This window comes from Holdemania sp. 1001302B_160321_E10 (assembly GCF_015552275.1).
In the GTDB taxonomy this organism is placed as follows: domain Bacteria; phylum Bacillota_I; class Bacilli_A; order Erysipelotrichales; family Erysipelotrichaceae; genus Holdemania.
Genome location: NZ_JADNEM010000006.1, coordinates 87,924 through 113,015 on the forward strand (window position 1 = coordinate 87,924; position 25,092 = coordinate 113,015).

The 25,092-nt window shown below is 46.6% G+C and carries 29 protein-coding genes and 1 pseudogene; 26 read left to right on the forward strand and 4 right to left on the reverse strand.

The annotated features are described in order from the left end of the window. Positions 1–32: 32 nt before the first annotated feature. The 3 genes from I2D94_RS05245 to I2D94_RS05255 all read left to right on the forward strand — a co-directional run bounded on the left by I2D94_RS05245 (position 33) and on the right by I2D94_RS05255 (position 2,425). On the forward strand, positions 33–470 hold the full coding sequence (locus I2D94_RS05245) for a hypothetical protein (RefSeq protein ID WP_195395865.1): 438 nt from the start codon (positions 33–35) through the stop codon (positions 468–470). Positions 471–483: 13 nt separating this feature from the next. After that, positions 484–711 (forward strand): hypothetical protein, encoded by a 228-nt coding sequence (locus tag I2D94_RS05250; RefSeq protein ID WP_195395866.1) that lies wholly within the window; start codon positions 484–486, stop codon positions 709–711. A 112-nt stretch (positions 712–823) separates the two neighbouring features. Then, positions 824–2,425: a terminase TerL endonuclease subunit gene (locus I2D94_RS05255; RefSeq protein ID WP_195395867.1), complete on the forward strand. Its 1,602-nt coding sequence runs from the start codon at positions 824–826 to the stop codon at positions 2,423–2,425. A 41-nt stretch (positions 2,426–2,466) separates the two neighbouring features. Here the strand turns inward: I2D94_RS05255 and I2D94_RS05260 are convergent, their stop codons facing one another. Further along, complete coding sequence (locus I2D94_RS05260; RefSeq protein ID WP_195395868.1) at positions 2,467–2,796, reverse strand: type II toxin-antitoxin system RelE/ParE family toxin; 330 nt, start codon at positions 2,794–2,796, stop codon at positions 2,467–2,469. Continuing rightward, positions 2,793–3,098, reverse strand: coding sequence for a type II toxin-antitoxin system RelB/DinJ family antitoxin (locus tag I2D94_RS05265; RefSeq protein ID WP_195395869.1), 306 nt, complete (start codon positions 3,096–3,098; stop codon positions 2,793–2,795). The genes I2D94_RS05260 and I2D94_RS05265 overlap by 4 nt, the downstream gene beginning before the upstream one ends. Before the next feature lie 120 nt (positions 3,099–3,218). Between I2D94_RS05265 and I2D94_RS05270 the strand changes: the two genes are divergently transcribed. The 23 genes and pseudogenes from I2D94_RS05270 (at position 3,219) to I2D94_RS05380 (ending at position 23,613) form a co-directional block, all read left to right on the forward strand. After that, a complete protein-coding gene (locus I2D94_RS05270) occupies positions 3,219–4,589 on the forward strand; it encodes a phage portal protein (protein WP_195395870.1) in 1,371 nt (456 codons plus the stop codon). Beyond that, a complete protein-coding gene (locus tag I2D94_RS05275) occupies positions 4,474–5,229 on the forward strand; it encodes a head maturation protease, ClpP-related (RefSeq protein WP_195395871.1) in 756 nt (251 codons plus the stop codon). The genes I2D94_RS05270 and I2D94_RS05275 overlap by 116 nt, the downstream gene beginning before the upstream one ends. Positions 5,230–5,245: 16 nt before the next feature. After that, on the forward strand, positions 5,246–6,433 hold the full coding sequence (locus I2D94_RS05280) for a phage major capsid protein (RefSeq protein ID WP_195395872.1): 1,188 nt from the start codon (positions 5,246–5,248) through the stop codon (positions 6,431–6,433). An 81-nt stretch (positions 6,434–6,514) separates the two neighbouring features. After that, positions 6,515–6,790: a head-tail connector protein gene (locus tag I2D94_RS05285; RefSeq protein ID WP_195395873.1), complete on the forward strand. Its 276-nt coding sequence runs from the start codon at positions 6,515–6,517 to the stop codon at positions 6,788–6,790. Further along, positions 6,790–7,113 carry a phage head closure protein gene (locus I2D94_RS05290; RefSeq protein ID WP_229056767.1) on the forward strand — a complete coding sequence of 108 codons (324 nt, stop codon included), beginning with the start codon at positions 6,790–6,792 and terminating at the stop codon, positions 7,111–7,113. Before I2D94_RS05285 ends, I2D94_RS05290 begins: the two co-directional genes overlap by 1 nt. Before the next feature lie 10 nt (positions 7,114–7,123). After that, entirely contained in the window at positions 7,124–7,507 is a 384-nt protein-coding gene (locus tag I2D94_RS05295; protein WP_003508817.1) for an HK97 gp10 family phage protein, read from the forward strand. Positions 7,508–7,510: 3 nt separating this feature from the next. After that, positions 7,511–7,831 (forward strand): hypothetical protein, encoded by a 321-nt coding sequence (locus I2D94_RS05300; protein ID WP_195395874.1) that lies wholly within the window; start codon positions 7,511–7,513, stop codon positions 7,829–7,831. A 2-nt stretch (positions 7,832–7,833) separates the two neighbouring features. Further along, positions 7,834–8,454: a major tail protein gene (locus tag I2D94_RS05305; protein WP_195395875.1), complete on the forward strand. Its 621-nt coding sequence runs from the start codon at positions 7,834–7,836 to the stop codon at positions 8,452–8,454. A gap of 7 nt (positions 8,455–8,461) precedes the next feature. After that, a complete protein-coding gene (locus tag I2D94_RS05310) occupies positions 8,462–8,839 on the forward strand; it encodes a hypothetical protein (RefSeq protein ID WP_195395876.1) in 378 nt (125 codons plus the stop codon). Beyond that, complete coding sequence (locus I2D94_RS05315; protein ID WP_195395877.1) at positions 8,836–9,003, forward strand: hypothetical protein; 168 nt, start codon at positions 8,836–8,838, stop codon at positions 9,001–9,003. Before I2D94_RS05310 ends, I2D94_RS05315 begins: the two co-directional genes overlap by 4 nt. 85 nt (positions 9,004–9,088) lie before the next feature. After that, positions 9,089–9,361 carry a type II toxin-antitoxin system RelB/DinJ family antitoxin gene (locus tag I2D94_RS05320; protein ID WP_195395878.1) on the forward strand — a complete coding sequence of 91 codons (273 nt, stop codon included), beginning with the start codon at positions 9,089–9,091 and terminating at the stop codon, positions 9,359–9,361. After that, positions 9,358–9,639, forward strand: a pseudogene (locus I2D94_RS18215) (type II toxin-antitoxin system YafQ family toxin). Before I2D94_RS05320 ends, I2D94_RS18215 begins: the two are co-directional and overlap by 4 nt. 88 nt (positions 9,640–9,727) lie before the next feature. After that, the gene (locus I2D94_RS05330) at positions 9,728–12,802 is read left to right on the forward strand and encodes a phage tail tape measure protein (protein WP_195395879.1); all 3,075 of its coding nucleotides are present in this window, start codon (positions 9,728–9,730) and stop codon (positions 12,800–12,802) included. 2 nt (positions 12,803–12,804) lie between these two features. After that, positions 12,805–13,167 carry a hypothetical protein gene (locus I2D94_RS05335; RefSeq protein ID WP_195395880.1) on the forward strand — a complete coding sequence of 121 codons (363 nt, stop codon included), beginning with the start codon at positions 12,805–12,807 and terminating at the stop codon, positions 13,165–13,167. A gap of 13 nt (positions 13,168–13,180) precedes the next feature. Beyond that, positions 13,181–15,223 carry a hypothetical protein gene (locus tag I2D94_RS05340; protein ID WP_195395881.1) on the forward strand — a complete coding sequence of 681 codons (2,043 nt, stop codon included), beginning with the start codon at positions 13,181–13,183 and terminating at the stop codon, positions 15,221–15,223. Beyond that, a complete protein-coding gene (locus I2D94_RS05345) occupies positions 15,217–16,740 on the forward strand; it encodes a discoidin domain-containing protein (RefSeq protein WP_195395882.1) in 1,524 nt (507 codons plus the stop codon). Before I2D94_RS05340 ends, I2D94_RS05345 begins: the two co-directional genes overlap by 7 nt. Positions 16,741–16,753: 13 nt before the next feature. Further along, a complete protein-coding gene (locus I2D94_RS05350; protein ID WP_195395883.1) occupies positions 16,754–18,148 on the forward strand; it encodes a hypothetical protein in 1,395 nt (464 codons plus the stop codon). Between the two features lie 80 nt (positions 18,149–18,228). After that, positions 18,229–18,642, forward strand: a complete 414-nt coding sequence (locus I2D94_RS05355; RefSeq protein WP_195395884.1) for a holin family protein — start codon at positions 18,229–18,231, stop codon at positions 18,640–18,642. Between the two features lies 1 nt (position 18,643). After that, entirely contained in the window at positions 18,644–19,600 is a 957-nt protein-coding gene (locus I2D94_RS05360) for an N-acetylmuramoyl-L-alanine amidase (RefSeq protein ID WP_195395885.1), read from the forward strand. A 186-nt stretch (positions 19,601–19,786) separates the two neighbouring features. Continuing rightward, entirely contained in the window at positions 19,787–20,008 is a 222-nt protein-coding gene (locus I2D94_RS05365) for an SHOCT domain-containing protein (RefSeq protein ID WP_195395886.1), read from the forward strand. 54 nt (positions 20,009–20,062) lie between these two features. Continuing rightward, positions 20,063–21,628: a recombinase family protein gene (locus tag I2D94_RS18655; protein WP_195395887.1), complete on the forward strand. Its 1,566-nt coding sequence runs from the start codon at positions 20,063–20,065 to the stop codon at positions 21,626–21,628. Next, complete coding sequence (locus tag I2D94_RS05375) at positions 21,629–22,045, forward strand: integrase (protein WP_195395888.1); 417 nt, start codon at positions 21,629–21,631, stop codon at positions 22,043–22,045. Beyond that, positions 22,045–23,613, forward strand: coding sequence for a recombinase family protein (locus tag I2D94_RS05380; protein WP_195395889.1), 1,569 nt, complete (start codon positions 22,045–22,047; stop codon positions 23,611–23,613). Before I2D94_RS05375 ends, I2D94_RS05380 begins: the two co-directional genes overlap by 1 nt. 53 nt (positions 23,614–23,666) lie before the next feature. On the opposite strand, the gene I2D94_RS05385 is transcribed toward I2D94_RS05380, so the two are convergent. Both I2D94_RS05385 and mutT read right to left on the reverse strand, forming a co-directional pair. Further along, positions 23,667–24,677, reverse strand: a complete 1,011-nt coding sequence (locus tag I2D94_RS05385; RefSeq protein WP_195395890.1) for a DUF4238 domain-containing protein — start codon at positions 24,675–24,677, stop codon at positions 23,667–23,669. Between the two features lie 10 nt (positions 24,678–24,687). Further along, positions 24,688–25,086: an 8-oxo-dGTP diphosphatase MutT gene (mutT, locus tag I2D94_RS05390; protein WP_195395891.1), complete on the reverse strand. Its 399-nt coding sequence runs from the start codon at positions 25,084–25,086 to the stop codon at positions 24,688–24,690. Between the last annotated feature and the right edge of the window lie 6 nt (positions 25,087–25,092).

Consider the following 25,092-nt stretch of genomic DNA (forward strand, 5'->3'; position numbering starts at 1 on the left):
TACTACCAAAAGAAAACAAGGAGGCACACACCATGATGAACATTTTTGAAGAAGCTTACAGAGGAATCCAGGAAGCAAAAAAGGCTTACGCCGCAGCAACTAACACGGCTGAGCAGGATGCAGCAAGAGCCATTTACAAGCAGGCAACCGCAAAGCTCGATGGCTTAAGTAACACAGAGCAGCGCATCTGGAGCGCTTATGAAACCGCCAAGGACTGCGGCAACGAATACATCGACCTGAACGACACCATCCGCGATGACGCAGTCGAAGGCCTGGTAGCCTGCATGAAGGAATACGGCATTGAAGCCTTCACCTTCTCTTCCACCTGGAGCAGCGCAGTTGAAACCGCATGGCTTTTCCAGAAAGCCGGATGCACCTTGGCTGGCCTGATTGAGATCAACAGCCAACATAAAACCTTCATGAGCGATGAGTATGAAAGGGCACACGGATACCTTTTCAAGCTGAACTAAGGAGGGCAAAACCATGTGGGCAGAAGGAAGCATCAAGATTGAAAACAGCATTTTCCATTATTGGGTAAAGCATTATGAAGAGCCGAGCGAGGACTACGGCATTGACGGCGGTAAGATTTCAAAGCTCATGCTGAAGAGAAACGGTGAGATCGCCTACAACTACGACAGAGGCCTGGACATCGAGCCGGTCGATGAAGAAACCGAAATGGCATTAGCCATTCTGATGAAGGAATACAATTAGTAAAATTCCCGAAGGACCACCCGCAAGGGTGTGTTCCTCGTTATACGATAGTTATTGATAATGGTCGTGCCCATACGGTAACGACTTATTTTTATGCCCGGAGGTGAAGCATGTGCGTAAATTAAAGAAATACAAACCGACCAAATTCAAAGCAAAGGATTCTCATTATGATGTGGATGCTGCGGATTATGCGGTGAGCTTCATCGAATGCCTTTGCCACACCAAGGGCACCTGGGCCGGTAAGCCCTTCGAGCTGATTGACTGGCAGGAACAGATCATCCGGGATCTCTTCGGTACACTGAAACCAAATGGATACCGTCAGTTCAATACCGCCTATGTGGAAATTCCTAAAAAAATGGGAAAATCTGAACTTGCAGCTGCCGTGGCCCTGCTTCTTACCTGCGGTGATGGTGAGGAGCGCGCTGAGGTTTACGGCTGTGCCGCTGACCGTCAGCAGGCAACCATTGTTTTTGATGTTGCCGCAGATATGGTACGTATGTGTCCGGCGCTCAACAAGCGTGTGAAGATTCTTGCTTCTCAGAAGCGTATCATCTACACACCAACCAACAGCTTCTATCAGGTACTATCTGCAGAAGCCTACTCCAAGCACGGCTTTAACATCCACGGTGTTGTCTTTGATGAGCTCCACACTCAGCCCAACCGAAAGCTCTTTGATGTTATGACCAAAGGCTCCGGGGATGCCAGAATGCAGCCACTGTATTTTCTCATCACCACTGCTGGAACAGACACCAACAGCATCTGCTATGAAACCCATCAGAAAGCCAAGGACATCTTGGAAGGCAGAAAGATTGATCCTACCTTCTATCCTGTGATTTATGGTGCGGACGAATCTGATGATTGGACGGATCCGAAGGTCTGGAAGAAAGCAAATCCCTCTCTTGGCATTACAGTCGGCATTGATAAGGTGAAGGCTGCCTGTGAGTCAGCCAAGCAAAACCCTGGCGAGGAGAACTCCTTCCGGCAGCTTCGGTTAAATCAATGGGTAAAGCAGGCGGTCCGCTGGATGCCGATGGAGAAATGGGATGCCTGCTCCTTTGCAGTCAATCCGGATGAGCTAGAAGGACGTGTCTGCTATGGCGGGCTGGACCTTTCTTCCACTACGGATATCACAGCCTTTGTGCTGGTATTTCCGCCCCAAGATGAGGATGACAAATATGCCATTCTCCCATACTTCTGGGTACCAGAGGATACGCTGAAGCTGCGAGTTCGTCGTGATCACGTGCCATACGATGTCTGGGAAAGACAGGGCTTCCTGCAAACTACCGAAGGCAATGTCGTTCACTATGGTTATATAGAAAAATTCATCGAGCGTCTTGGTGAGCGTTTTAATATCAGAGAAATCGCATTTGACCGCTGGGGTGCTGTACAGATGGTACAGAACCTTGAGAACATGGGATTCACTGTCGTTCCATTCGGTCAGGGTTTCAAAGATATGTCGCCACCTACCAAAGAACTGATGAAACTAACACTTGAAGAAAAACTGGCCCACGGTGGTCATCCGGTGCTTCGCTGGATGATGGATAACATCTACATCCGTACAGACCCCGCCGGAAATATTAAGGCCGACAAAGAAAAATCTACAGAAAAGATTGATGGTGCGATTGCCACCATCATGGGACTAGACCGCGCGATTCGCTGCGGCAATGACACCGCTGCTTCTGTCTACGATGACAGAGGAATCTTATTCATATAAAAATGGAGCTCTTGTTTTTACACAAAAAGCTCCATTACTGTTTATTTATTTGAATTTATGATTCCTTCGATATCTCGACCACCGTAGAATATTCGTGCTACTGTAACTGTCCTTTTCTCGTCATCAACCAGATAATACACAATAAAGTTGTCTACCGGAAGCTGATGCATTTTCATCGAATGCCAAGGCTCCCAGTCAACTAACGCATAGCGAGCTGGCATGAAATCCAATGAACGAACCTCTTTTCGGATACGGCTCAGCTGAGCAGAAGCAGTCTCCGGAACAAGGAGTTCATTCGCAATGTACGAATAGATTTCACGTAAGTCATCAAGTGCATCTACAGAATAGCCGACTTTATAGCTATCTGTCATATGCCAAACTCCTTTGCAAGTGCCGCATCGACTTCATCCGCAGAATATACCTTTCTTGCTTTGATGGAATCAACACCCTTCTGGAGTTCTGCATCAAGCTGTTCTCTGGTCATTGCACCAACAGCTAATGGCTTAGAAGAAGGAAGTTTCAGTTCAAACGGCATACCCTTCTTCAGCACAATTTGACTATAAAGCATCTGAATTGCACTGGATGGAGAAATGCCAAGCTGAGAAAGAATACTCTCAGCATTATCCTTGAGATTGGTATCTATTCTTGCATAAACAGCGGATGTATTTGCCATAGTATCGCCTCCTTTTTCTTTATTATATTCGCTTTTGCTTGCGATTGCAAGCATTTGCATAGATTATTTTATGACGAAACTTTGAATTTTATACGCCCTTTGCGGCAGAAAGGAATATTTATGGGATTTTTATCAGGACTGTTTCACTCAAGAGACAAGCCCACCAACAGCACCAATGGCAGTGCCTATCGCTTTTTCTTTGGTGGCACCACCTCCGGCAAGGCCGTCAACGAACGATCTGCCATGCAGATGACTGCTGTGTATGCCTGCGTAAGAATTCTATCGGAATCCATCGCATGCTTACCGGTACATCTTTATCAATATAAGGAATCCGGCAGCAAGGAAAAAGCCCTCTCTCATCCACTGTATAAACTCCTGCATGATGAGCCCAATCCAGAAATGACTTCCTTTGTCTTTCGAGAAACGCTGATGACACACCTGCTACTGTATGGCAATGCCTATGCGCAGATTATTCGCAACGGTAAAGGTCAGGTCATCGGGCTCTATCCGCTGATGCCTAACCGCATGACCGTGGATCGTGATGAGCACGGACACCTCTACTATCAATATCAGATGCAGGAGTCGGATGCCCAAACCATGAAAGCTGGAACTGTGACGCTCAGGCCATCCGATGTACTTCATGTGCCTGGCCTCGGCTTTGATGGACTGGTTGGTTACTCGCCGATTGCCATGGCTAAGAATGCCATTGGCCTTTCCATCGCTACAGAGGAATACGGCGCTAAGTTTTTCGCAAATGGAGCCACTCCCGGAGGTCTGCTGGAATTTCCCGGCACCGTCAAGAATCCAGATGCCATCCGCGAAAGCTGGAACAAGGGCTTCTCCGGCAGCAATTCTCATAAGATTGCAATTTTAGAGGAAGGCATGCACTACACGCCAATCTCTATCAGTCCGAATGAAGCGCAGTTTCTTGAAACACGTAAATTTCAAATTGATGAAATCGCTCGAATTTTCAGAGTTCCTCCTCATATGGTAGGAGACCTGGAGAAGTCGAGCTTTTCTAATATTGAGCAGCAATCGCTGGAATATGTGAAGTACACCCTGGAGCCCTGGATTGTTCGATGGGAACAGGCGCTAAACCGTGCCCTTCTATCCGATTCCGAGAAGGCTGCTTATTTTGTCAAGTTCAATGTAGATGGCCTGCTTCGCGGCGATTATCAAAGTCGCATGAATGGCTACGCTACAGCTCGTCAAAATGGCTGGATGTCTGCAAATGATATCCGTGAGCTTGAAAACCTGGACCGCATCCCAGCGGAGCTTGGTGGTGACTTATATCTCATCAACAGCAACATGACCAAGCTCGAAGATGCAGGAATATTTGCAGCCTCTTCTGCTGCTGGAAAGGAGAACGATTCCAATGAAGAAATTCTGGAACTGGAAAAATCAGACACAGACGAATCAGGAGACGCAGAAAACAGTGACAACAAGAACACTGTTCCTGAACGGAACCATCGCCGAGGAAAGCTGGTTTGATGACGATATCACACCGGCCCTTTTTAAGGAGGAGCTCTTAAGTGGCTCTGGCAATATTACTGTCTGGATCAATTCACCAGGTGGTGACTGTGTTGCAGCTGCCCAGATCTACAACATGCTGATGGATTATAAAGGCAACGTTACCGTCAAGATTGATGGCATTGCCGCCTCTGCTGCATCGGTCATTGCGATGGCCGGTACCAAGGTAATGGTGTCTCCTGTATCCATGCTGATGATCCATAATCCGGCCACGATGGCCTTCGGTGATTCAGCCGAGATGCAAAAGGCCATCGCCATGCTGGCGGAAGTCAAGGAATCCATCATCAATGCCTATGAGATTAAGACCGGTCTGAGTCGAGCAAAGATTTCTCATCTGATGGATGCCGAAACCTGGATGAATGCCAATATGGCCATTGAGCTTGGCTTTGCAGATGAAGTTATGAAGCGCGATACACAGGATGAAGCTGTTTTTCTTCCTGCCGCCTCTGCTTCCTTCTCTCGCGCAGCTGTCACCAATTCACTCATCGAGAAGCTGGCAACCAAATGTCATATCCCGGCTAAGCCTGCTGAACCTACTATTTCGGAGCGCTCTGTAGACAGTCTTATGGAGCGCCTAAATCTTATCAAACAACACATTTAATGGAGGTAATACTACTATGACGATTAATGAACTTCGCGAAAAGCGTAACAACGCATGGAATGCTGCTAAGGCATTTCTGGATTCTCATCGTACCGAGAAGGGTACCCTCACTGCCGAGGACGATGCAACCTATACCAGGATGGAACAGGATATCGCAGACCTTGGCAAGGAAATCGCTCGTCTGGAGCGCCAGGAGGCACTGGATGCCGAGCTTTCCAAGCCGGTAAATACTCCACTTACTTCTAAGCCTTCCATTGTGACTCAGCCGGATATGAAAACAGGCCGCGCATCTGATGCCTATAAGGCCGGAATGCTCACTGCCCTTCGTTCTAACTTCAAGCAGATCTCGAACGTACTGCAGGAAGGTGTGGACGCAGATGGTGGTTATCTGGTACCGGATGAGTACGACCATCGCCTGGTGGATGTCCTTACTGAGGAGAACATCATGCGTAAGCTTGGTCACAAGATTACTACATCCGGTGAGCACAAGATCAACATTGCAGCAACAAAGCCTACTGCCGCTTGGCTCGAGGAGGGTGGCGTACTCAGCTTCGGTGAGGCAACCTTCGACCAGATTTTGCTTGATGCCCACAAGCTTCATGTTGCCATCAAGGTAACCGAGGAGCTTCTTTACGACAATGCCTTTAACCTGGAAAGCTACATCATTGACATGTTCGGTAAGGCTCTTGCTAATGCTGAGGAGGATGCCTTCCTGAATGGTTCCGGTGTTGGTCAGCCTCTGGGACTTTTTGCTGCAACCGGTGGTGGAACGACAGCTATCTCCACGGCTTCTCTTACCGCCGATGATGTGATTAAGCTTGTGTATGCACTGAAGCGTCCTTACCGTAAGAACGCAAAGTTTATCATGAACGATCAGACCATCGCTTCTATCCGCCAGCGCAAGGACAACAATGGTGCCTATATGTGGCAGCCTTCTCTTGTGGCTGGGGAGCCAGATAAGCTCCTGGGCTATGATGTCTACACTTCTCCGTTCTGCCCTGCTGGTAAGATTGCCTTCGGTGATTACAGCTACTACAACATCGGAGATCGTGGTACTCGTTCCTTCAAGCAGCTCACAGAGCTCTTTGCTGGAAATGGCATGATCGGCTATGTGGCCAAGGAACGTGTAGATGGTAAGCTCATTCTTCCGGAGGCAGTACAGATTCTTACCATCACCGGTAGTGCAAAAGCTGCCAAGGCCTAAGGTAGTCTGAATGAAAGGTGGCGTCATTTGTGATGAATGGCGCTACCCTTACCATATCCTAAAGAATGGAGGCGATGAGAAATGCTCATTACACTGGAAGAAATGAAGAACTATCTGAGAGTGGATTTTGATGATGACGATGCTCTCATCGAAACTCTAATCACTGCTGCAACAAGGATCTGCATGGATATCCTTCGCACAAAGAATCTTAACGAGCTTTCTGCTTGTGAAAATGCCAAGGCTGCCATTTTTTATACTGCTGCATACCTGTACGAGCACCGAGAGGAGGCAGATCATCACGCACTGACGCTTACACTGCGCTCTCTGCTATTCGGTGCCAGAAAGGAGGTCTTCTGATGAACATTGAACTTCTAAATGTCCGCATCTTCATTACCATGAATGAAGTAACTGTGGATGACATCGGAAACCATAAAGCAAGCTGGGTACCCTACTACAGCTGCTATGCAACGGTAAGTGCTGAAGCAGGCAAGGAAAATACGGATGCCGGAATGATTGTAGACAATACGAAGGCCGATTTTACTATCCGGTGGTGCAAGAAGGCTGCCGCCTTAGATTCCACGCATTATCGTGTGGAGTTTAACGATACGCTTTATGACATCACAGCCATCGACCACATGAGCTACAAAAAAAATGCATCAAACTCTCCTGTCAGAAAGTGAGGCGCTAACGATGGCAACCGATCGGGTAAGCATTGGCCAGATGGCGGATGCGATTATGGAGGGGCTTGAGGAATATGCCAGCCTTGCAACGGATGACCTAAAAGCATCGGTCCGCAAGGCTGGTAAAACCGTCAAGGATGAGATTGCTGCAACTGCTCCCAAGGACACCGGGAAATACGCAAAGAGCTGGGCTGTGAAAACGCAAAAGGAAACCTCCAATTCTCTGGAGCTTGTGGTGCATTCTAAAAACCGCTATCAACTGGCCCACCTTCTGGAATTTGGTCATGCGAAGCGAGGTGGTGGCCGTGTCGCCGCGAGGCCTCATATCGCACCAGCGGAAGAAAAGGCGATTGATACACTGGAGCGTGAAATTGAAAAGGCCCTGAAAGGATAACACATGGAGAAGTTAATCGAAATCATGAATAAAATAGGACTTCCCTTTGCCTATGACCACTTTGTAGAGGGAGAAAGCCCGGATCCGCCGTTTATTTGTTATCTTACGCCAAACAGTGATAACTTCGCGGCAGATGGACAGGTCTACTATAGGATCAACGAAATTCACATCGAACTGTATACCGACTGTAAGGACTTGTCGGCAGAACAGCGTATAGAAGCCGTGCTCGATCAGCATGGCATTTTTTATGAAAAATCCGAGACTTGGATCGAATCGGAGAAGCTTTACGAAGTCCTGTATTCATTTGAAATGGAGGTAAATTAACGATGGCTGAAAAAGCAAATAAGGTGAAATTCAACCTGAAGAATACGCACTATGCGCTCCTTACCATTGGTGAGGATGGCACACCCACCTTCGGAACCCCGCTCCCGATGCCAGGCTCCGTATCGATCTCACTGGATGCAAATGGTGAGCCGGAGAACTTTTACGCGGATGGTGGTGTGTATTACGTGATCAATAATAACTGTGGCTATGACGGAGATCTGGAGCTTGCATTGATTCCGGAATCCTTCCGCACGGACGTACTGAAGGAAACATTGGATTCCAAGGGAGTGTTGATTGAAAACTCCGAGGTGGAGCTTGCAGCATTTGCGCTCCTGTTCGAGTTTGATGGCGACCAGAAGCACATCCGTCATGTTTTGTATAACTGCTCCGCTTCCCGTCCCGGCATCGAAGGAAAGACGAATGAGGATTCCAAGGAAGTACAGACGGAGAAGCTGTCCCTGAAGGCGGTGCCGCTTGCTAATGGTATGGTGAAAGCAAAGACCGGAAATACCACGGATGCTGCCACCTATGCTGATTGGTACAAGGCAGTCTATGTGCCTGCGGCAGAGGGCGATGCGGCAACGCAATCTGCATCGAAGCCTGCGAAGGCAGTAAAGGAGTGATTGGATTATGAGTATGATTCAGAAGATTGAGATTGACGGAAAGCAGGTACCCTTCAAGGCATCTGCCGCCATTCCGCGTATTTATCGCATCAAGTTCCACCGAGATATCTACAAGGATCTCGATGCGCTGGGAAAGGCTGTCGGAAACGGGGATGAGGGTTCTTCCCATCTCGATATGTTCTCCCTTGAGATGTTTGAAAACATCGCCTACATCATGGCAAAGCATGCAGATCCCACCATCCAGGACAGCCCGGAGGAATGGCTGGATGAGTTCAGCACCTTCTCCATCTACCAGGTGCTTCCAAAGATTATCGAGCTGTGGGGCCTGAATGTCCAGACGGATGTGGAGTCTAAAAAAAACTTCACGCAACTGACCGCCCGATGACCACACCATTGTTTCTGCTTCGCTGCGTACAACTCGGCATCTCCATCCGGGATCTTGACTTACTCACAATCGGGATGGTGAACGACATGTACGCAGAAAGCAGCAATGATGATTACAAAGGCTATTCGCAGATCGCTACGCAGAAGGATTTCGATGCATTTTAGCAGAATTTATGCATCTTATATAATGACAATGTGTTGACGCTAGACGCATATTTGAGTATACTATACTTGAATGGAGGTGTTCTGTATGGCAACAACTAATTTAAATATTCGTACAGACAAGGCAATCAAGGACCAGGCGGAGGAAATCTTCAATGAGCTTGGTCTGAATATGACAACTGCTGTGAATATGTTCCTGAGAACCGCTATCCGTAAGCATGGTATTCCTTTTGAATTAAAACTGGAAGTACCAAATGATACTACAGCCGCTGCCATTGAGGAAGGCAGAAAAATGATGAAGGATCCTTCTGCTCCGCGTTATTCCAGTATGGATGCGCTTAAGGCAGCTCTCGACGTATGAAATACGACATTCAGTTTACCAATCAGTTTAAAAAGGATTTGAAGCTTGCCAAAAAGTAAAATAAAAATCTTGATAAGCTGTTTGAGGTAATCGATATTCTGGCGAATGGCGGTACGCTGGATGCAAAATACAGGGATCATGATCTTACAGGCAACTATAAGGGCACGCGTGAGTGTCACATTGAACCAGACTGGTTACTCATTTATGAGATTCAGAACAACGTTTTAGTACTCATGCTTTACAGGCTTGGTACGCACTCAGAACTATTCAAAAAATAGATTTAAAAAACAGAATAGCAATTCAGAAAGCATCTATCAGAAATGGTAGGTGCTTTTCTTATGCCCAAATTCAGGAAAGGAGGAGCCTATGGCGGGAAGTAGAATCAAGGGTATTACGGTCGAGATCGGTGGCGATACCACCAAACTACAGACAGCCCTAAAGGGTGTCAATTCAGAAATCAAGAATACGCAGAGTCAGCTAAAGGATGTTGAGAAGCTACTGAAACTGGATCCCGGCAATACTGAGCTGCTTGCCCAGAAGCAGAAGCTCCTCTCCAGTGCCGTCAGTGAAACAAAGGAAAAGCTCGCAACATTGAAAATCGCTGCAGAGCAGGCAAATCAGGCGCTTGCGAATGGTGACATTTCCAAAGAACAGTACGATGCTCTTCAGAGGGAGATCATCGAAACGGAAGAAGATCTCAAAAAGCTGGAGACACAGGCAAATCAGTCTGCCACTGCTGTGCAGAAGATTGCTACTGCTGGTGAAAGCCTGAAGTCTGCAGGCGATAAGGTTTCCTCCGCCGGTGAAAAGCTCCTTCCTGCCTCTGCTGCAGTTACAGCTCTTGGCGTTGCTGCTGTAAAAACAGCCTCTGATTTCGATTCTTCTATGAGCCAGGTAGCCGCTGTGTCCGGTGCAACCGGAGAGGACTTCGATAAGCTCCGCGCAAAGGCTCGTGAGATGGGTGCGAAAACCAAGTTCTCAGCATCCGAAGCTGCGGATGCCATGAACTATATGGCCATGGCCGGATGGAAAACCTCCGACATGCTGGATGGTATCGAAGGCATCATGAACCTTGCTGCGGCATCTGGTGAGGACCTTGCCACCACATCAGATATCGTAACAGATGCACTGACTGCATTTGGACTCACCGCCAAGGACTCCGGGCATTTCGCTGACATCCTTGCAGCGGTAAGCTCCAATGCCAATACGAACGTCAGCATGATGGGTGAAACCTTCAAGTACTGTGCTCCAATTGCGGGTGCGCTTGGATTTTCTGCAGAGGATACCGCAGAGGCCATCGGCCTTATGGCGAATGCTGGTATCAAATCTTCACAGGCCGGTACCTCTCTTCGTACCATCATGAACAACCTTACTGGCGAGGTGAAGCTCTCCGGCAAGTCCATCGGGGATGTGACGATTGCAACCACCAATGCCGATGGATCAATGCGAAGTCTCACGGCAATCCTTGCAGACTGCCGGTCCGCCTTCGGGCAGCTTTCCGATTCTGAGAAAGCATCGAATGCAGAGGCACTCGTCGGTAAAAATGCCATGTCCGGCTTCCTTGCTCTTATGAACTCCGCACCTGGAGATATTTCAAAGCTCGAAGGCGCAATCAAGAACTGTGATGGCACATCTGAGAAGATGGCAGAAACCATGCAGGACAACTTAAGTGGTCAGCTTACGATTCTGAAATCTCAACTTCAGGAGCTCGCCATTTCCTTTGCAGATCTCATGATGCCTGCGATCCGCTCTCTAGTATCGGCTCTGCAGGGCTTGGTGGACTTTCTCAATAAACTGCCAGAGCCAGTAAAGCAGATCATCCTCGTGGTGGCACTTCTCGTGGCTGCTCTTGGGCCGGTCCTTATCTTTGTTGGAAAGATCATGAGTGCAATCGGCTCTATCATGACGATGGCACCGAAGATTGCAGGTGCCGTGAATACGGTCACGGGAGCCATCAAGGGCATCGGTGCAGCGACCTCCGGAATCAGTGCCCTGCTGAAGGTGTTCTCCGGCATTGGCCTTGTAATCGGTGGTGCTATCACCGCTGTAAAAAACTTCATTGATATGTTCCAGAACGGATTCTCCGTAGTAAAGGATATCCTGATGGGCGTTGGCATCGCCCTTGCTGCGGTTGGAGCGGTCATTCTTGGTGCTCCGGCACTGGTCGCAGGTGTGGTGGCTGCGATTGTCTTTGCAGTGGCAAACCTTGTCATTGTGATCAAAGAGCACTGGACAGAAATCGGAACCTTCCTCTCTAGCCTGTGGGAGAACATCAAAACACTTGCAGGGACAGCATGGCAGGCAATCTCCGATACGATTGGAAGCATCGTCTCTGGCATTGCAACGTTTCTTTCCGGTATCTGGACGAGCATTGCTACAACTGCTTCTTCCATCTGGACTGCAATCAGCACGACCGTCGGTGGCATTGTGCAGGGTATCGTCGATACAATCACGAATATCTGGAACGGATTTGTGTCGGTTTTCGGCCCGCTGCTCGAAGCCTTCCGGTATCTGTTTGAAACCATCTTTCAGGCTATTCAAATCTTGATCGGCATGGCGATGGATGCAATCAGCACAAAAATTCAGGAGATCTGGAATGCCATCGTTGCCTTCCTGACGCCGCTTCTCACTGCATTGCAGAGCTTTTTCCAGACAATCTGGACGGCCATTCAGACTGTGGTAACTACGGTGTTGACCACGATTCAGTCCATCTTTACGACGGTCTGGAATGCTATCAAATCGGTTGTAACGTCCGTGCTGAATGACATCAAGGGTGTTGTGACGAGTATATGGAACAGCATCAGCGGCTATATCTCTGGTGTGATGAATACCATTAAAAACACAGTTTCTTCCATCTGGAATAGCGTGAAGTCGGCTGTCGGCAGTATCATTGGTCAGATTTATAACGTGATCCATTCTGGCTTCGAGCGAGCAGTCGGCTATGTAAAGGGGCTTGCTTCTCAGGCATTCAGCTGGGGACGCGACCTTATCATGGGTATCGTGAATGGTATCAAGTCGGCTGTTGGTGCAGTTGCCGATGCGGTAAATGGTGTGGCAAACAAGATTCGTTCAGTCCTACACTTCTCGGTTCCGGATGAGGGACCGTTGACCGACTACGAGAGCTGGATGCCGGACTTTATGCAGGGCCTTGCCAAAGGCATCGAACAGAGCAAAGGTCTGGTAGCCAAGGCAATGGATGGTGTTGCGGCTGATATGGTCATCAACCCTCAGATCGGCAGAATGGAAACAGCAACCGCTACAATGTCCGCAGGTACGGCAGACACGCTCTCCGGCATTACGGCGGCAATTCGTGAGGGCCTCGCTGGTGTAACTGGTCAGACCGGAGACATCGTAATTCCAGTTTATCTTGGCGGCACGATGCTGGATGAGGTCATTATCAATGCCCAGCAGAGGGCAAATCTTAGAAGCGGAGGTCGGTAACGATGGCGTTTATGCAATATTTGACTTTCAACGGCACTGACCTTCCTCTGCCGGATTCCTACGATATCGACCTTTCCGATGTTGAAGCGGATTCCAGCGGAGAAACAGAAGCCGGAACTACCCAGAGGGATGTCGTAAGGACGGGTGTCGTGAAGATATCCGTCTCTTTCTCTGTATCTCCGAAATGGCTGAAGCAGCTGACAGCATATTCCAAGCTGCCGAAGATAACAGTCCTCTATTTTGACACAGAGAATTTATCCCAAAAAGAAACAGAAATGTATATCAGTGGATTTAAGGCAAAGCTTGAAAAGGATACATCCTACAAAGGACTCTGGACGGTTTCTTTTACGCTGAAAGAATTTTGATGGGAGGTGAACCATGTATCCGGTATCTGATGCCTTTTTACAGGCAATTGAAAGCAATTCGAGAAAATATCACTGGTCGGGTACGATTACCACGGTAAATGGTGTCAGCTACCCATTTGAAAATAAGGACATCGTCAAAGGTTCCGGGTACATTACCCGCCAGTGCTGCAGTTCCACAGAAATTGAACTGGGTACGGTCTATGCTGCTGAGATGGGTATCAGCCTTTTCTCTGACATCGACCGCTACACTCTGGACGATGCAGAGGTCAGGCTATATTTTCATTTGACCCTTGCTGACGGCACCGAGGAGACCATTCCAATGGGTGTCTTTGAAGTATCCGAAGCAAACCGCCATATTAAAACACTGGAACTGAAAGCCTATGACTATATGCTCCGCTTTAACAAAAACCTCCAGCTCAATGCAACAAGTGGTATGGCATACAATTTTCTGCTTGCAGCGTGTACGGCCTGCAAGGTGGAAATGGCACAGACCAAAGCAGAGATTGAAGCTCTGCCAAATGCCAAGGAAACACTCGGTATCTATGCAGAAAATGATATGGAGACCTGGCGTGACCTTCTTTTCTATGTAGCGCAGGTACTGGGATGTGTCTGCCTGATCAATCGCGAAGGAAAACTACAGCTTACGCCGTGGTCAAATACTGCCGTGGTCACCATACCGCAAAGGGAACGATTCACCAGTTCATATTCGGATTTTGTGACACGCTACACGGCCATCTCATCCACAAATCAGTTGAAGGAAATATCCGAATATTATGCACTTGACCCGGATGATGCACTGACTATGAATCTGGGCGTCAATCCGTTGCTGCAGTTTGGTTTGGTGGCAACCCGTGAGCGTATTCTCATGAATATCCTCTACGCATTATCAAAAGTTGAATATGTACCTTTTGACAGCAGCACCATCGGAAATCCTGCTCTTGACCCTATGGATGTTGTGCAGTTCACAGGCGGTCATGCAGATGCAGATAAAGTGTCCTGCATTACCAGTATTACCTACAATATCAACGGCAAGCACAGTCTGAAATGCGTAGGAAAGAATCCGAAGTTGTCCACTGCCAAGAGTAAAAATGATAAGAACATCTCAGGGCTTCTGAACCAGGTGGAAAACAATAAAACGGTGGTATACAGTTTTATGAATGTATCGCCATTTACCATCGGCAATTCCGCTACGGAAGTGCTGTCCATTACTTTTACAGCAAAAGAAAGCACATCGGCAATGTTCCTCGGAGAATTTTTACTGGATGTGACAGCTGATGAAGTAGAAAGAACTATCGAAGGCACGGCCACCTATGAGGAAGATACAGTGACGGAAGGTGGCACTGAAACAAATACAACTGTTAAAAAGCCGCTGTCCTTTGTATTTACGGACAAAGGGCACCCCATTCTGACCGTTACCTACAAAGTCAATGGAGAGACGGTAGCAACATTTATTCCGACACAGACCTATCTTCACGGAAAGCAGATACTGACTCTTTTTTATCCGATGTCCGCCATTATTGAAAACAGCGAGAATACCTTTGATGTGTATCTTTCGATGGAAGGCGGCACCGTCAATATCGGTGAAGCACAAATCCGTGCAACCATCAGTGGTCAGGGTCTTGTGGCAGGTATTGGTGACTGGGATGGCCGCATTGCGATTACGGAAGATATCAACCGTGTTGCGATTTCTCAGGAAGGTTTTGTTTATGACGGATTCAGTGACAGTGTGGCTATTACCTATCCAGGTCACAGCCGCCACGGTCTTACACAGGCAGTACCTCGTATTTCCATAACAGAGATTACCTTTGGATATGACCTGTTAAACGAGCGTATTACAGCAACTGAGGTGATTAAAACCTTTACGATGGATGCTGCACATCCGCCGCATTATGATGTTGTGGTGGTTGGTATTAATGAAAACAACGCATTCACTCTGATTAGTGATTATGCAGTGGTATCAGCAGAAGAAGAAATCAACAGTGGAAAATTGCAGCATTTGACGGTGGATACTACACCATTTGAACGAGTAGAGAATATGGAGGTGGAACTTTGTTAGTAGATGAAAACAAATATATCTGGCAGAAATGGCAGCAACCGATTTTTGAAAGCAATACCACATGGGGCGAAGTCTCTGCCACCTCCTCCAATGAATCCAAAGAGGTCAAGCATCCACCGTTCTATGCGTTGGACGGCAGTGTGGATACCCATTGGGAGGGCGAGGATTATGTTACCAACGCTCAGTATATGTGGGTATTTGAAAAGCCGCTTAGAATCTATCGGATAGAACTGGTCAACAAACCATCCTCCGGTTCTAACGTCACGAAAAATGTGGAGGTCTATACCGATGAGGAAATGACTAAACTTCTCCTATCCGGGGAGTTCCCGGAAACTTCAAAAAACATATGTATTCTGGAGCCTGAACTGCCGATTGCCTGCGACCGTATCGTGTTAAACCTTACTGCAGGTGCGAAGAGCCAATATGTAGGTCTAACGGAAATTCGCATCATTGCTGAGATTGGCACTTTGAAAGCTGTGCTTGAGCCATATCTGAATACAACGGATGGAATGGATTATATTTCAAACGGATACAACGATGATGGCACCTACAGTACAACGGGACTGGAAGGCTTTATGTTTAATGGCATTGCAGCAAGTACCATCTATATTTCCAGTAACCATTGGTTTGGGTTCGGTACGAACAGTGAACAGCTAAAAGTCTGCCGAAGGGACGGTTGCTCCACGGCAATATTTAGGCAGCTGATTGAATGCGACAGCGGTCTGCAAATTCTCAAAATCCGATTTGAAGGCTATACCGTTTACAACAACCGTGTAGAGAGCAACCGCTTGATTTTTGAACTCTTCCTAATCTCAAACAACGATATGTTCCTCAATGTGATTCAGACACCTACCAGTGGAAACAATGGAGAAAGCAGTCTGGTCTGCAACGGTGATACCACAAGCCTGAACCTCAATGTTGGCTCTCCGGACGGTGCAATGGTCAGTTTTTATCATTTAGACGATAGCGGATATCAGTGGGATATCCGCTATGAAATGTACAGCCAGGCAGGCGGTGGAACTCAGCTGTATCTTCTTCGTCTGGAGGATACTTTCTATTCCGTATCTGAAGGAGTGCTTGTGCCGTTGGAGGTAACGGTGCTGAATGCTCTTGCCTTTATGATGTATGGATTTGAAGAAAAACCAACAGTGGAACTTCTGACACCCCTTGCCAATCCGCAGGTTTACTTCTGGCAGTCAGGAACAGAGACCACACCAATAAAGGCCGTCCTCAAGGCATATCCGTACCCACAGATACTGGATACGGTTGCGGATATGAGCCACATTACCATTCTTGGCATCAAGCTGCTTACAGCAGAATATTCCGGGGATGTCGGAGTCAGTTATTCCTTTGATGACGGGCAGAGTTACTGTGAGGAAATGCCGCTGCTCGATTTTTTGAACACGGATAGAGTCGTTCTGTGGGAAAGTCTGCCGGAAAGCAAACGTCTGTATCTGCACTTTATTCTGCATGACAATGCCACCTTGTCACGCTTCAAAATAACCTACGAAAACTAAGGAGGGACAGAATATGCTGAAAGGCACAATGACAATTGAAATGACCGATGTGAATACAGGCAAAATCGAAAAGGTTCTGGAGCATAATATGGTCACCAATGCACTGACAGAAATCTTCAAACCGCTCGGTCTTGCAAAAGACCCAAGTTTGATGCTGAGAGAATTTGCTCCGTATTATCAGAAACTGCTGGGTGGGATTTTACTTTTTGACCGTGAAATTGAGGAAAACCCAAACAATCTCTTTCCTCCAGCAGAAGCAAATCTAATCGGCTGTGCAGTATACGGAAATCAAAACAATACCAAAGGTACCAAGCGTGGTGGCTATAACCAGACGGAAAGCGAACTGAATCTTACCGACCGCTATATGAAATTTGTATATGATTTCACCACTTCCCAGGCTAATGGTACGATTGCAAGCGTCTGTCTTACCCATGCAAACGGTGGATACACCTCTTACGGTGGTGCAGATGCAGTGATAGCATCATCCTATCCGCTTGGCATTCGTTTTGACGATGGTTCTTTGCAGTATGTGTATACAGACTACACCGGAGCAATAACGGGCGATAAGTACAGTGGTTTTACCGTAGGAAAAACGGAACTTTTATTTCTTATTGACCGTGCAACGGATATGGCGTACTACTTCCGTATCGAGAGTGCTACCGCAATTACCATTATGAAACGAAGAGCCTATCTAAAGAGCGTATCGGTGCTGACCAGTCCGTACAATAAAAAGGAATATGTAGATGCAATTCAGATTGATGAAGTGAATTTGAATACTTCCAATCTTACCTATAACTTCGACCATGCTGATAATTGCTTATACATCTGCTCCTCTGCCAGCAGTTATCGTGATGCTGGAACAACCTTCAATGTTACGAAGATTGCCTTCAGCAATTGGGCGGTGACGGAATATACCATTACAAATACTACCAATGTGCGTATTGGTACAAGTGGTATGTATTTTGCCCATTGTCATAACGGATTTATCTATTTGAAGTCCTATAACAGTCCGTATGAGATATTCAAAATCGAAATTAGCAATCCTGCCAATATTGTGAAGATGAAGCAAAACAGCAATGTTCCTGTAAACGGCTATCCTCGTTTTGCAATGAATGGACGAGTTTACTATGAAAATTACAACAGTAATTATCAGTTGCACATTGCAAACGAAGCCACCAATGAATTGCTCAATCCTGAAAACGGATACATTTACAACAGCAGCCGAAATTACACTTATACACCGCTGCTGAATGAGCCGATGATGTATTATCTCAGCTGCGGTAATTACACAACAGCCGGATTTATGATGCTGACAAACTACCTGGCAACCATCAACAATCTGAGTGAGCCGGTAACCAAGACCGTGGATAAAACCATGAAGGTTACTTACATCATTCAGGAACAGTAAAATCAGAAATCAGCGATTACTCCACTTAAGGGGTAGTCGCTTTTTTTATACACATTTTTAAAGAAAGTGAGGAACTCATTATGAAAGAATTCTGGAACACGATTCAATTTGTATTTGCGGGCATCGGCGGATGGCTGGGCTACTTCTTAGGCGGCTGTGACGGTCTGCTCTATGCACTGCTTGCCTTTGTGGTGGTGGACTATATCACGGGAGTGATGTGTGCCATCTCTGACCATACGCTCTCCAGCGAGGTGGGCTTCAAGGGCATCGGCCGCAAGGTGCTGATTTTCCTGCTTGTGGGCATTGCCAATGTGCTGGATGTGCAGGTGATCGGAACAGGCAGTGTGCTAAGAACCGCAGTGATTTTCTTCTACATATCCAATGAGGGTGTGAGCCTTCTGGAGAACGCAGCTCATCTTGGACTGCCTGTGCCGGAGAAAATCAAAATCGTATTAGAACAGCTCCATGACAGAGCAGAAAGTGAGGAAAAATAAATTGGCTTATACAAACAGCTCCCTGGTATCCTATACCAAGCTCAGTCCGAATCATTCTGGACAGAGAACCCATTCCATCGACCGCATCACACCTCACTGCGTAGTAGGTCAGCTTTCTTGCGAGAGCATCTGTGGATGCTTTACCAGTCCTTCTTGTCAGGCCTCCTGTAACTATGGCATCGGCAAAGACGGTCGCATTTCTCTCTGCGTGGAAGAGAAGAACCGCAGCTGGTGTTCTTCGTCCGATGCCAACGACCAGCGTGCCGTCACCATCGAGTGTGCCAGTGATATGTCAGAGCCGTACGCGATGAACAGTGCCGTCTACGATTCTCTTGTCAAGCTCTGCACCGACATCTGCAAGAGAAACGGTAAGAAAAAGCTCCTGTGGCTTGGGGACAAGACCAAGACACTGAATTACGCGCCAAAGTCTGATGAAATGGTGCTGACGGTGCATCGGTGGTTTGCAAATAAAAGCTGCCCAGGCAACTGGCTCTATGCAAGGCTTGGTGATTTGGCGGCGAAGGTTACCGCAGAGCTTTCTGGAACTACTTCTGGTAGCGGCAGCACTGCTCCTACCACTCAGATGTACCGTGTACGCAAGTCTTGGTCTGATGCCAAGAGTCAGATTGGCGCTTATAAGGTACTGGACAATGCCAAGAAAAAGGTAGACGAGAATTCTGGCTACAAGGTTTTTGATGCCTCTGGAAATGTTGTCTACCCGGCAGCATCCACACCGGCACCCACTCCTTCCAAGGATACTTCCTATAAGGTTCAGGTCAGCATCGCCAATCTGAATATCCGTAAGGGTCCGGGTACCAACTACGACAGAACCGGTCAGTTCACTGGCAAGGGCATCTTTACCATTGTTCAGGAGTCCAGGGGAGCAGGCGCTACTCTTTGGGGCAAGCTCAAATCCGGAGCTGGATGGATTTCTCTGGACTTTGCAAAGAAGTTATAAGACACACCTTTTCACAGGGCCTGTGGGAATTATCTCCTACAGGCCCTCTTTTTTTATATTTTTTTCGTCAAAACAGACCTCTCTTCTCCAGTGGATAGTGGAGGCAGATATTTTTATCTTTTTTCGGCCAAACCGCTATCTCGCCTCCATTTAGTAGTGAGGAACTTCCTCAGATTGGAGGCAATTATGCAAGAGAATATCACAACATCAATTCCGGTTTCTGCTGCTCCTAAGCCCATCCAGCAGGCCGATATTGAGCAGGATTATAACTTCTTTCAGGCGCAGAAAGTGGCTGAAAACATGTTGGAGCTTGGACTTATTTCCTTGTCAGAGTTCAACAAATTATCGCTGAAAAATCGTGAGACATTCTCTCCATTTTGGGTGGAGATTATGCCCGAAATCCGTTGATATATAAGGCTTTCAGAGCTAATATGTGACACTAACGAAGGGAGGTGAACTACCGTGAAGAAGGTAACAAAAATCGAAGGTGCACAGAATAACATCACCATAAAAAAGAAACTCAGAGTTGCTGCCTACTGCCGTGTTTCGACAGGCAGTGATGCCCAGCTGGAAAGTCTGGAAGCACAGAAAACCCATTATGAGCGATACATCAATTCCCGTGAGGATTGGCAGTTCGCCGGTCTCTACTTCGATGAAGGTATCACAGGAACCAAGGCTGAAAAACGTCCGGAGTTACTTCGCTTGATATCAGATTGTGGAGCAAAGAAAATCGACTTTGTTATTACAAAATCTATCAGCCGCTTTTCTCGAAACACGACTGACTGCTTGGCACTCGTAAGAAAACTGCAGAGCTTGGATATTCCGCTTTTCTTTGAGAAGGAAAATATAAACACCGGCTCAATGGAAAGTGAGCTCTTCCTTGCCATTCTCAGTAGCATGGCTGAAGGCGAATCCACTTCCATTTCAGAAAACGCCAAGTGGTCCATTAAACGCCGCTTCCAGAACGGAACCTTCAAGCTCAGCTATACACCTTACGGCTACGATTGGAATGGCGAGAACATAGTCGTCAATCCAGAGCAGGCTAAAATTGTAAAAAGGATATTCGCGGATGTCCTTTCCGGCAAAGGAACTCAGGCTATTGCTGATGAATTGAATGCAGATGGTATTGCGTCCAAGAAAAACAGCAAATGGACCGCTACTACCATTCGAGCTATCCTTGCCAATGAGAAATATACCGGTGATGTTATTTTTCAGAAAACCTATACGGATGAAAACTTCAACCGCCATATCAATTATGGTGAGGTTGACCAGTACATGGCTCCAGACCACCATGAGGCGATTATCAGCCATGAAGATTTTGACGCTGCCAATGCACTGGTCGCACAAAGAGCTTCTGAGAAAGGTATCGAAAAAGGCAATGGTAAATATCAGCAGCGCTACGCATTCTCAGGAAAAATCATCTGCGGAGAATGTGGAGACACCTTTAAGCGCAGGATTCATCCTTGCACTACCTATAAATATGTAGCTTGGACCTGCAATACACATTTGAAGAACACAAGCGCCTGTAGCATGAAGTACATCCGAGATGATGAGATAAAGGCCGCTTTCGTAACGATGCTGAACAAGCTAGTCTACGGACATCGCCTGATACTTGCTCCTTATCTGAAAGCCCTTGAAAATTCCTCTGGCGACGAAGCTATCCAACGCATTCAACACTTGGAGCTTCTTCTGGCCCAGAATAGCGAGCAGCGAGAAACCCTGACAAAGCTGATGGCACAAGGCTATATTGACCAGATTTTATACAATCGAGAAACAAATGCCCTCCTCCTGCAGGCAGAGACTTACCGCTCTGATATTGAAGCTATCACCATCTGCATGACCGGTGACTCGGCAAAGGTTACGGAAACAAACCTATTGCTCCACTTTTTGTCTCATACCGATATGCTTACGGCCTACAATGAGGAGTTTTTTGAAAGCTACGCAGACCACATCGAAGTAGCAAGCCGACATGAAATTCGATTTGTTATGAAATGTGGACTGACATTCACAGAAAGGATTGGTGATTAAATGGGGCACACACCCTTTGGCTATCGGATTGAAAACGGCACTGCCGTCATTGATAAACCTGCTGCCACTAAGCTCCGACAGCTCTATAAGAATTATTTGAGTGGTATGTCCTTATCGAAGGCAGCTGCAGAAGCCGGAATTCCAACCTATCATGGAACCGCTAAGCGATTGATGGAAACAGCCCATTATCTTGGTGATGACTTCTACCCAGCTATCATTGATAAGGATACTTACCAGAAAGCGCAAGAAGAGCGTATACGCCGGGCCACTAAGCTCGGACGGAATAATAAGAAAACACAAATGAGGGAAATACAGATACCTACCCACTTTTATATGAAAGACGTTGTTGCCTTACATGATAACCCCGTCAGACAAGCGGAATACCTGTACAGCCTCATAGAAAGTGAGAGTCAATAATGGGAAATGTAATGCTAATTCCTGCGAGACGCCAAGTTGGAAGTAACGCTCGCAAGAAGGAAGAAGAAAAACCGAAGCTCCGAGTCGCAGCGTACTGCCGTGTCAGTACAGACAGCGATGAGCAGGCTACCAGCTATGAAGCTCAGGTAGAACACTATACAGAATATATTCAGAAGAACCCGGATTGGGAATTCACCGGAATCTATGCCGATGACGGCATCTCCGGCACCAACACCAAAAAGCGTGAAGAATTCAACCGCATGATTGATGACTGCAAGGTCGGTAAAATTGATATGATTATTACCAAATCCATCAGCCGATTTGCCCGAAACACTCTGGACTGTCTGAAATATATCAGAGAACTCAAGGACATGAATATTCCGGTCATATTCGAAAAGGAGTCCATAAACACGATGGATGCCAAAGGAGAAATCCTAATCACCATCATGGCATCGCTGGCCCAGCAGGAATCGCAATCCTTGAGCCAGAATGTAAAGATGGGCATCCAGTTCCGCTATCAGCAAGGAAAAGTTCAAATCAATCATAACCGCTTCCTCGGTTACACAAAGGATGCGGACGGCAACCTTGTCATCGACCCGGAACAAGCGGAAATTGTAAAGCGCATTTATCGAGAATACTTGGAAGGTCTCAGCATGGATAAGATTGCAGCCGGTCTGGAGCGTGACGGCATTCTCACCGGAGCAGGCAAAGCTAAGTGGCATACCAGCACCATCAACAAGATTCTCCGAAATGAGAAATACATCGGTGATGCTCTTCTCCAGAAGACTTACACCACCGACTTCTTGAATAAAACCAGAGTTAAGAACAACGGCCTCATGCCTCAGTACTATGTGGAAGGTAACCACGAAGCCATTATTCCGAAGGAAATCTACCTGCAGGTTCAGGAAGAACTGGTCCGCAGGCGAGTAGTCAAGACCAGCGCCAACGGCAAGAAACGTAGCTACAGCTGCAACCACTGCTTCTCCCAAATTGTCATCTGCGGCGAATGTGGTGAAATGTTCCGCAGGCTCCACTGGAATAACCGAGGTGTCAAGTCCATCGTCTGGCGCTGCATCAGCAGACTGGAATCAACCGGACTGGAATGCCACGCTAGAACCATCAATGAGCTGGTCCTTCAGGATGCCGTCGTCAAAGCAATCAACCAGATGCTTGGAGACAAAAGTAGCTATCAGGCACAGCTGCAGCTTAATATAGCCTCGGTTATCCGAGCTTCACAGGCCACTTCCGTTGAAAACATCGATGAGAAGCTGATGGCCTTGCAGCAAGAGCTCATCCAGAAAGCCCAGAGCAAAGAAGCCTACGACGAGATTGCTGATGAGATTTTCAGACTCCGAGAGCTCCGCCAGCAGACAACAGTCGATACTGCTGCAAGGGATGAGCAAATAAAACGAATCAACGACCTGCAGGATTACATCTCCCAGCAGACCGCCCACCTCACCGAGTTCGACGAGTTACTGGTGCGACGCTGGGTCAAGCAGATAACCATCTGGGATGACCGCATCACAGTCGAACTAAAATCCGGCGTTAGCATCGATGTTGATGCATAACTCCATAGACGCACGAAACCCTCTCGACCATGCACTGGTCGGGAGGGTATTTTTTAGTTATTCAGCTGGACAACAAAATTCGCTGCATTTTTTTCAATTTCAATATTATATCTTTTTACTGCTTCATCCGTGATATGAGTAACATAAAAATTTTCATCATGTTCTGAATTTCTACCTTGCGCCATTAAAATTCTAGGCGACAAAGGTAGCACTCCTTGCAGCTTTCCATCCAGCCTTCTAAATACAAAAACAGGATTGTCACTGGTATTAAATGTCTCAGGTCCATCTGCAACAAGAAAATGAAAGGATGTATTGGATAAATTTGCCATAGCATGTGTATATATCACTCCAGAATCATTTAAATATTGACGATAAAATTTCAATAACAAATTATGTTTCATTTCTTCTGCAGCATTATCAAGCATAGGAAGTTCTCGTTCTTCTTCAGGAATGTCTATTTCATCTAAGCGAAGAACTTCCTTGCAAAGCCACTCCCATGCATCGTTAAACTGTATGTTAGATTTAATACTTCTCCAATCTAACGCCGTATAAAATTTCATTAAATACTCTTTATTAGCATTGGAGATAATTCCGTCCGCCGAATTAAATATTGAATTTTCAAGTTCTGAACGAACTGTACCCCACGCATCTTCATATTTTAAAGACCATAATTCTTCTATATCTCGTATTTTTACTTTCTCTATTTCCGCTTTCAGTTTTTTCTTACTTACAACAGATCCGTCCTTTCTCTGGATCGTCCAATTATCAAAGTCGTAATAAATTTTATTCAATTCAAGATTATCAGAAACAACTACCTCTCCATAATGAACTTCTAAATCTTCGAGGCACGCAAAAATTTTATCTGCATCTTCTTTGGTTACGATGGGCATCCCAGCTACAATCGAATGATAGTTTGTTATTCCCGCTATTTTATCTTTATTTCGCTCAACTACACTTTCCTTGTTCTCAAGAAAACGTATATATAAAGTACCATTCCCGTGTTCCCATGCAGATAGGTATGTTCTTGGAATCAAATGATGATACTTTGCTTTTGTCTCACCCATTTAATCTCCTCTATTTTAAGTGTTTATCGAATAATTCTAATTTCTCAATCAATTCCATATCGGCTGGCAACCAGTCAACGCTGTATAATTCATCTTTACTAAGCCAGCGCGCGTCCTCTGCTTCTTTGAGTTTTATTTCACCCTCGGTAACATTACACCAGAAGCAATCCATACTTAAATGAAATGATGAGTAATCATATTCAATAGTGTCTATCAAATCGCCAACTTCGATTTTTACATCAAGCTCCTCTTGAATTTCCCTTACTAAGGCTTCTTGTGGTGTTTCCCCAGGTTCGATCTTTCCTCCAGGAAACTCCCATTGGCCCTTAAATTCACCGTATCCTCTCGCTGTGGCAAAAATCTTATCTTTGCTGCGAATCACTGCAGCGACAACTCTAATCGTCTTCATATCTTC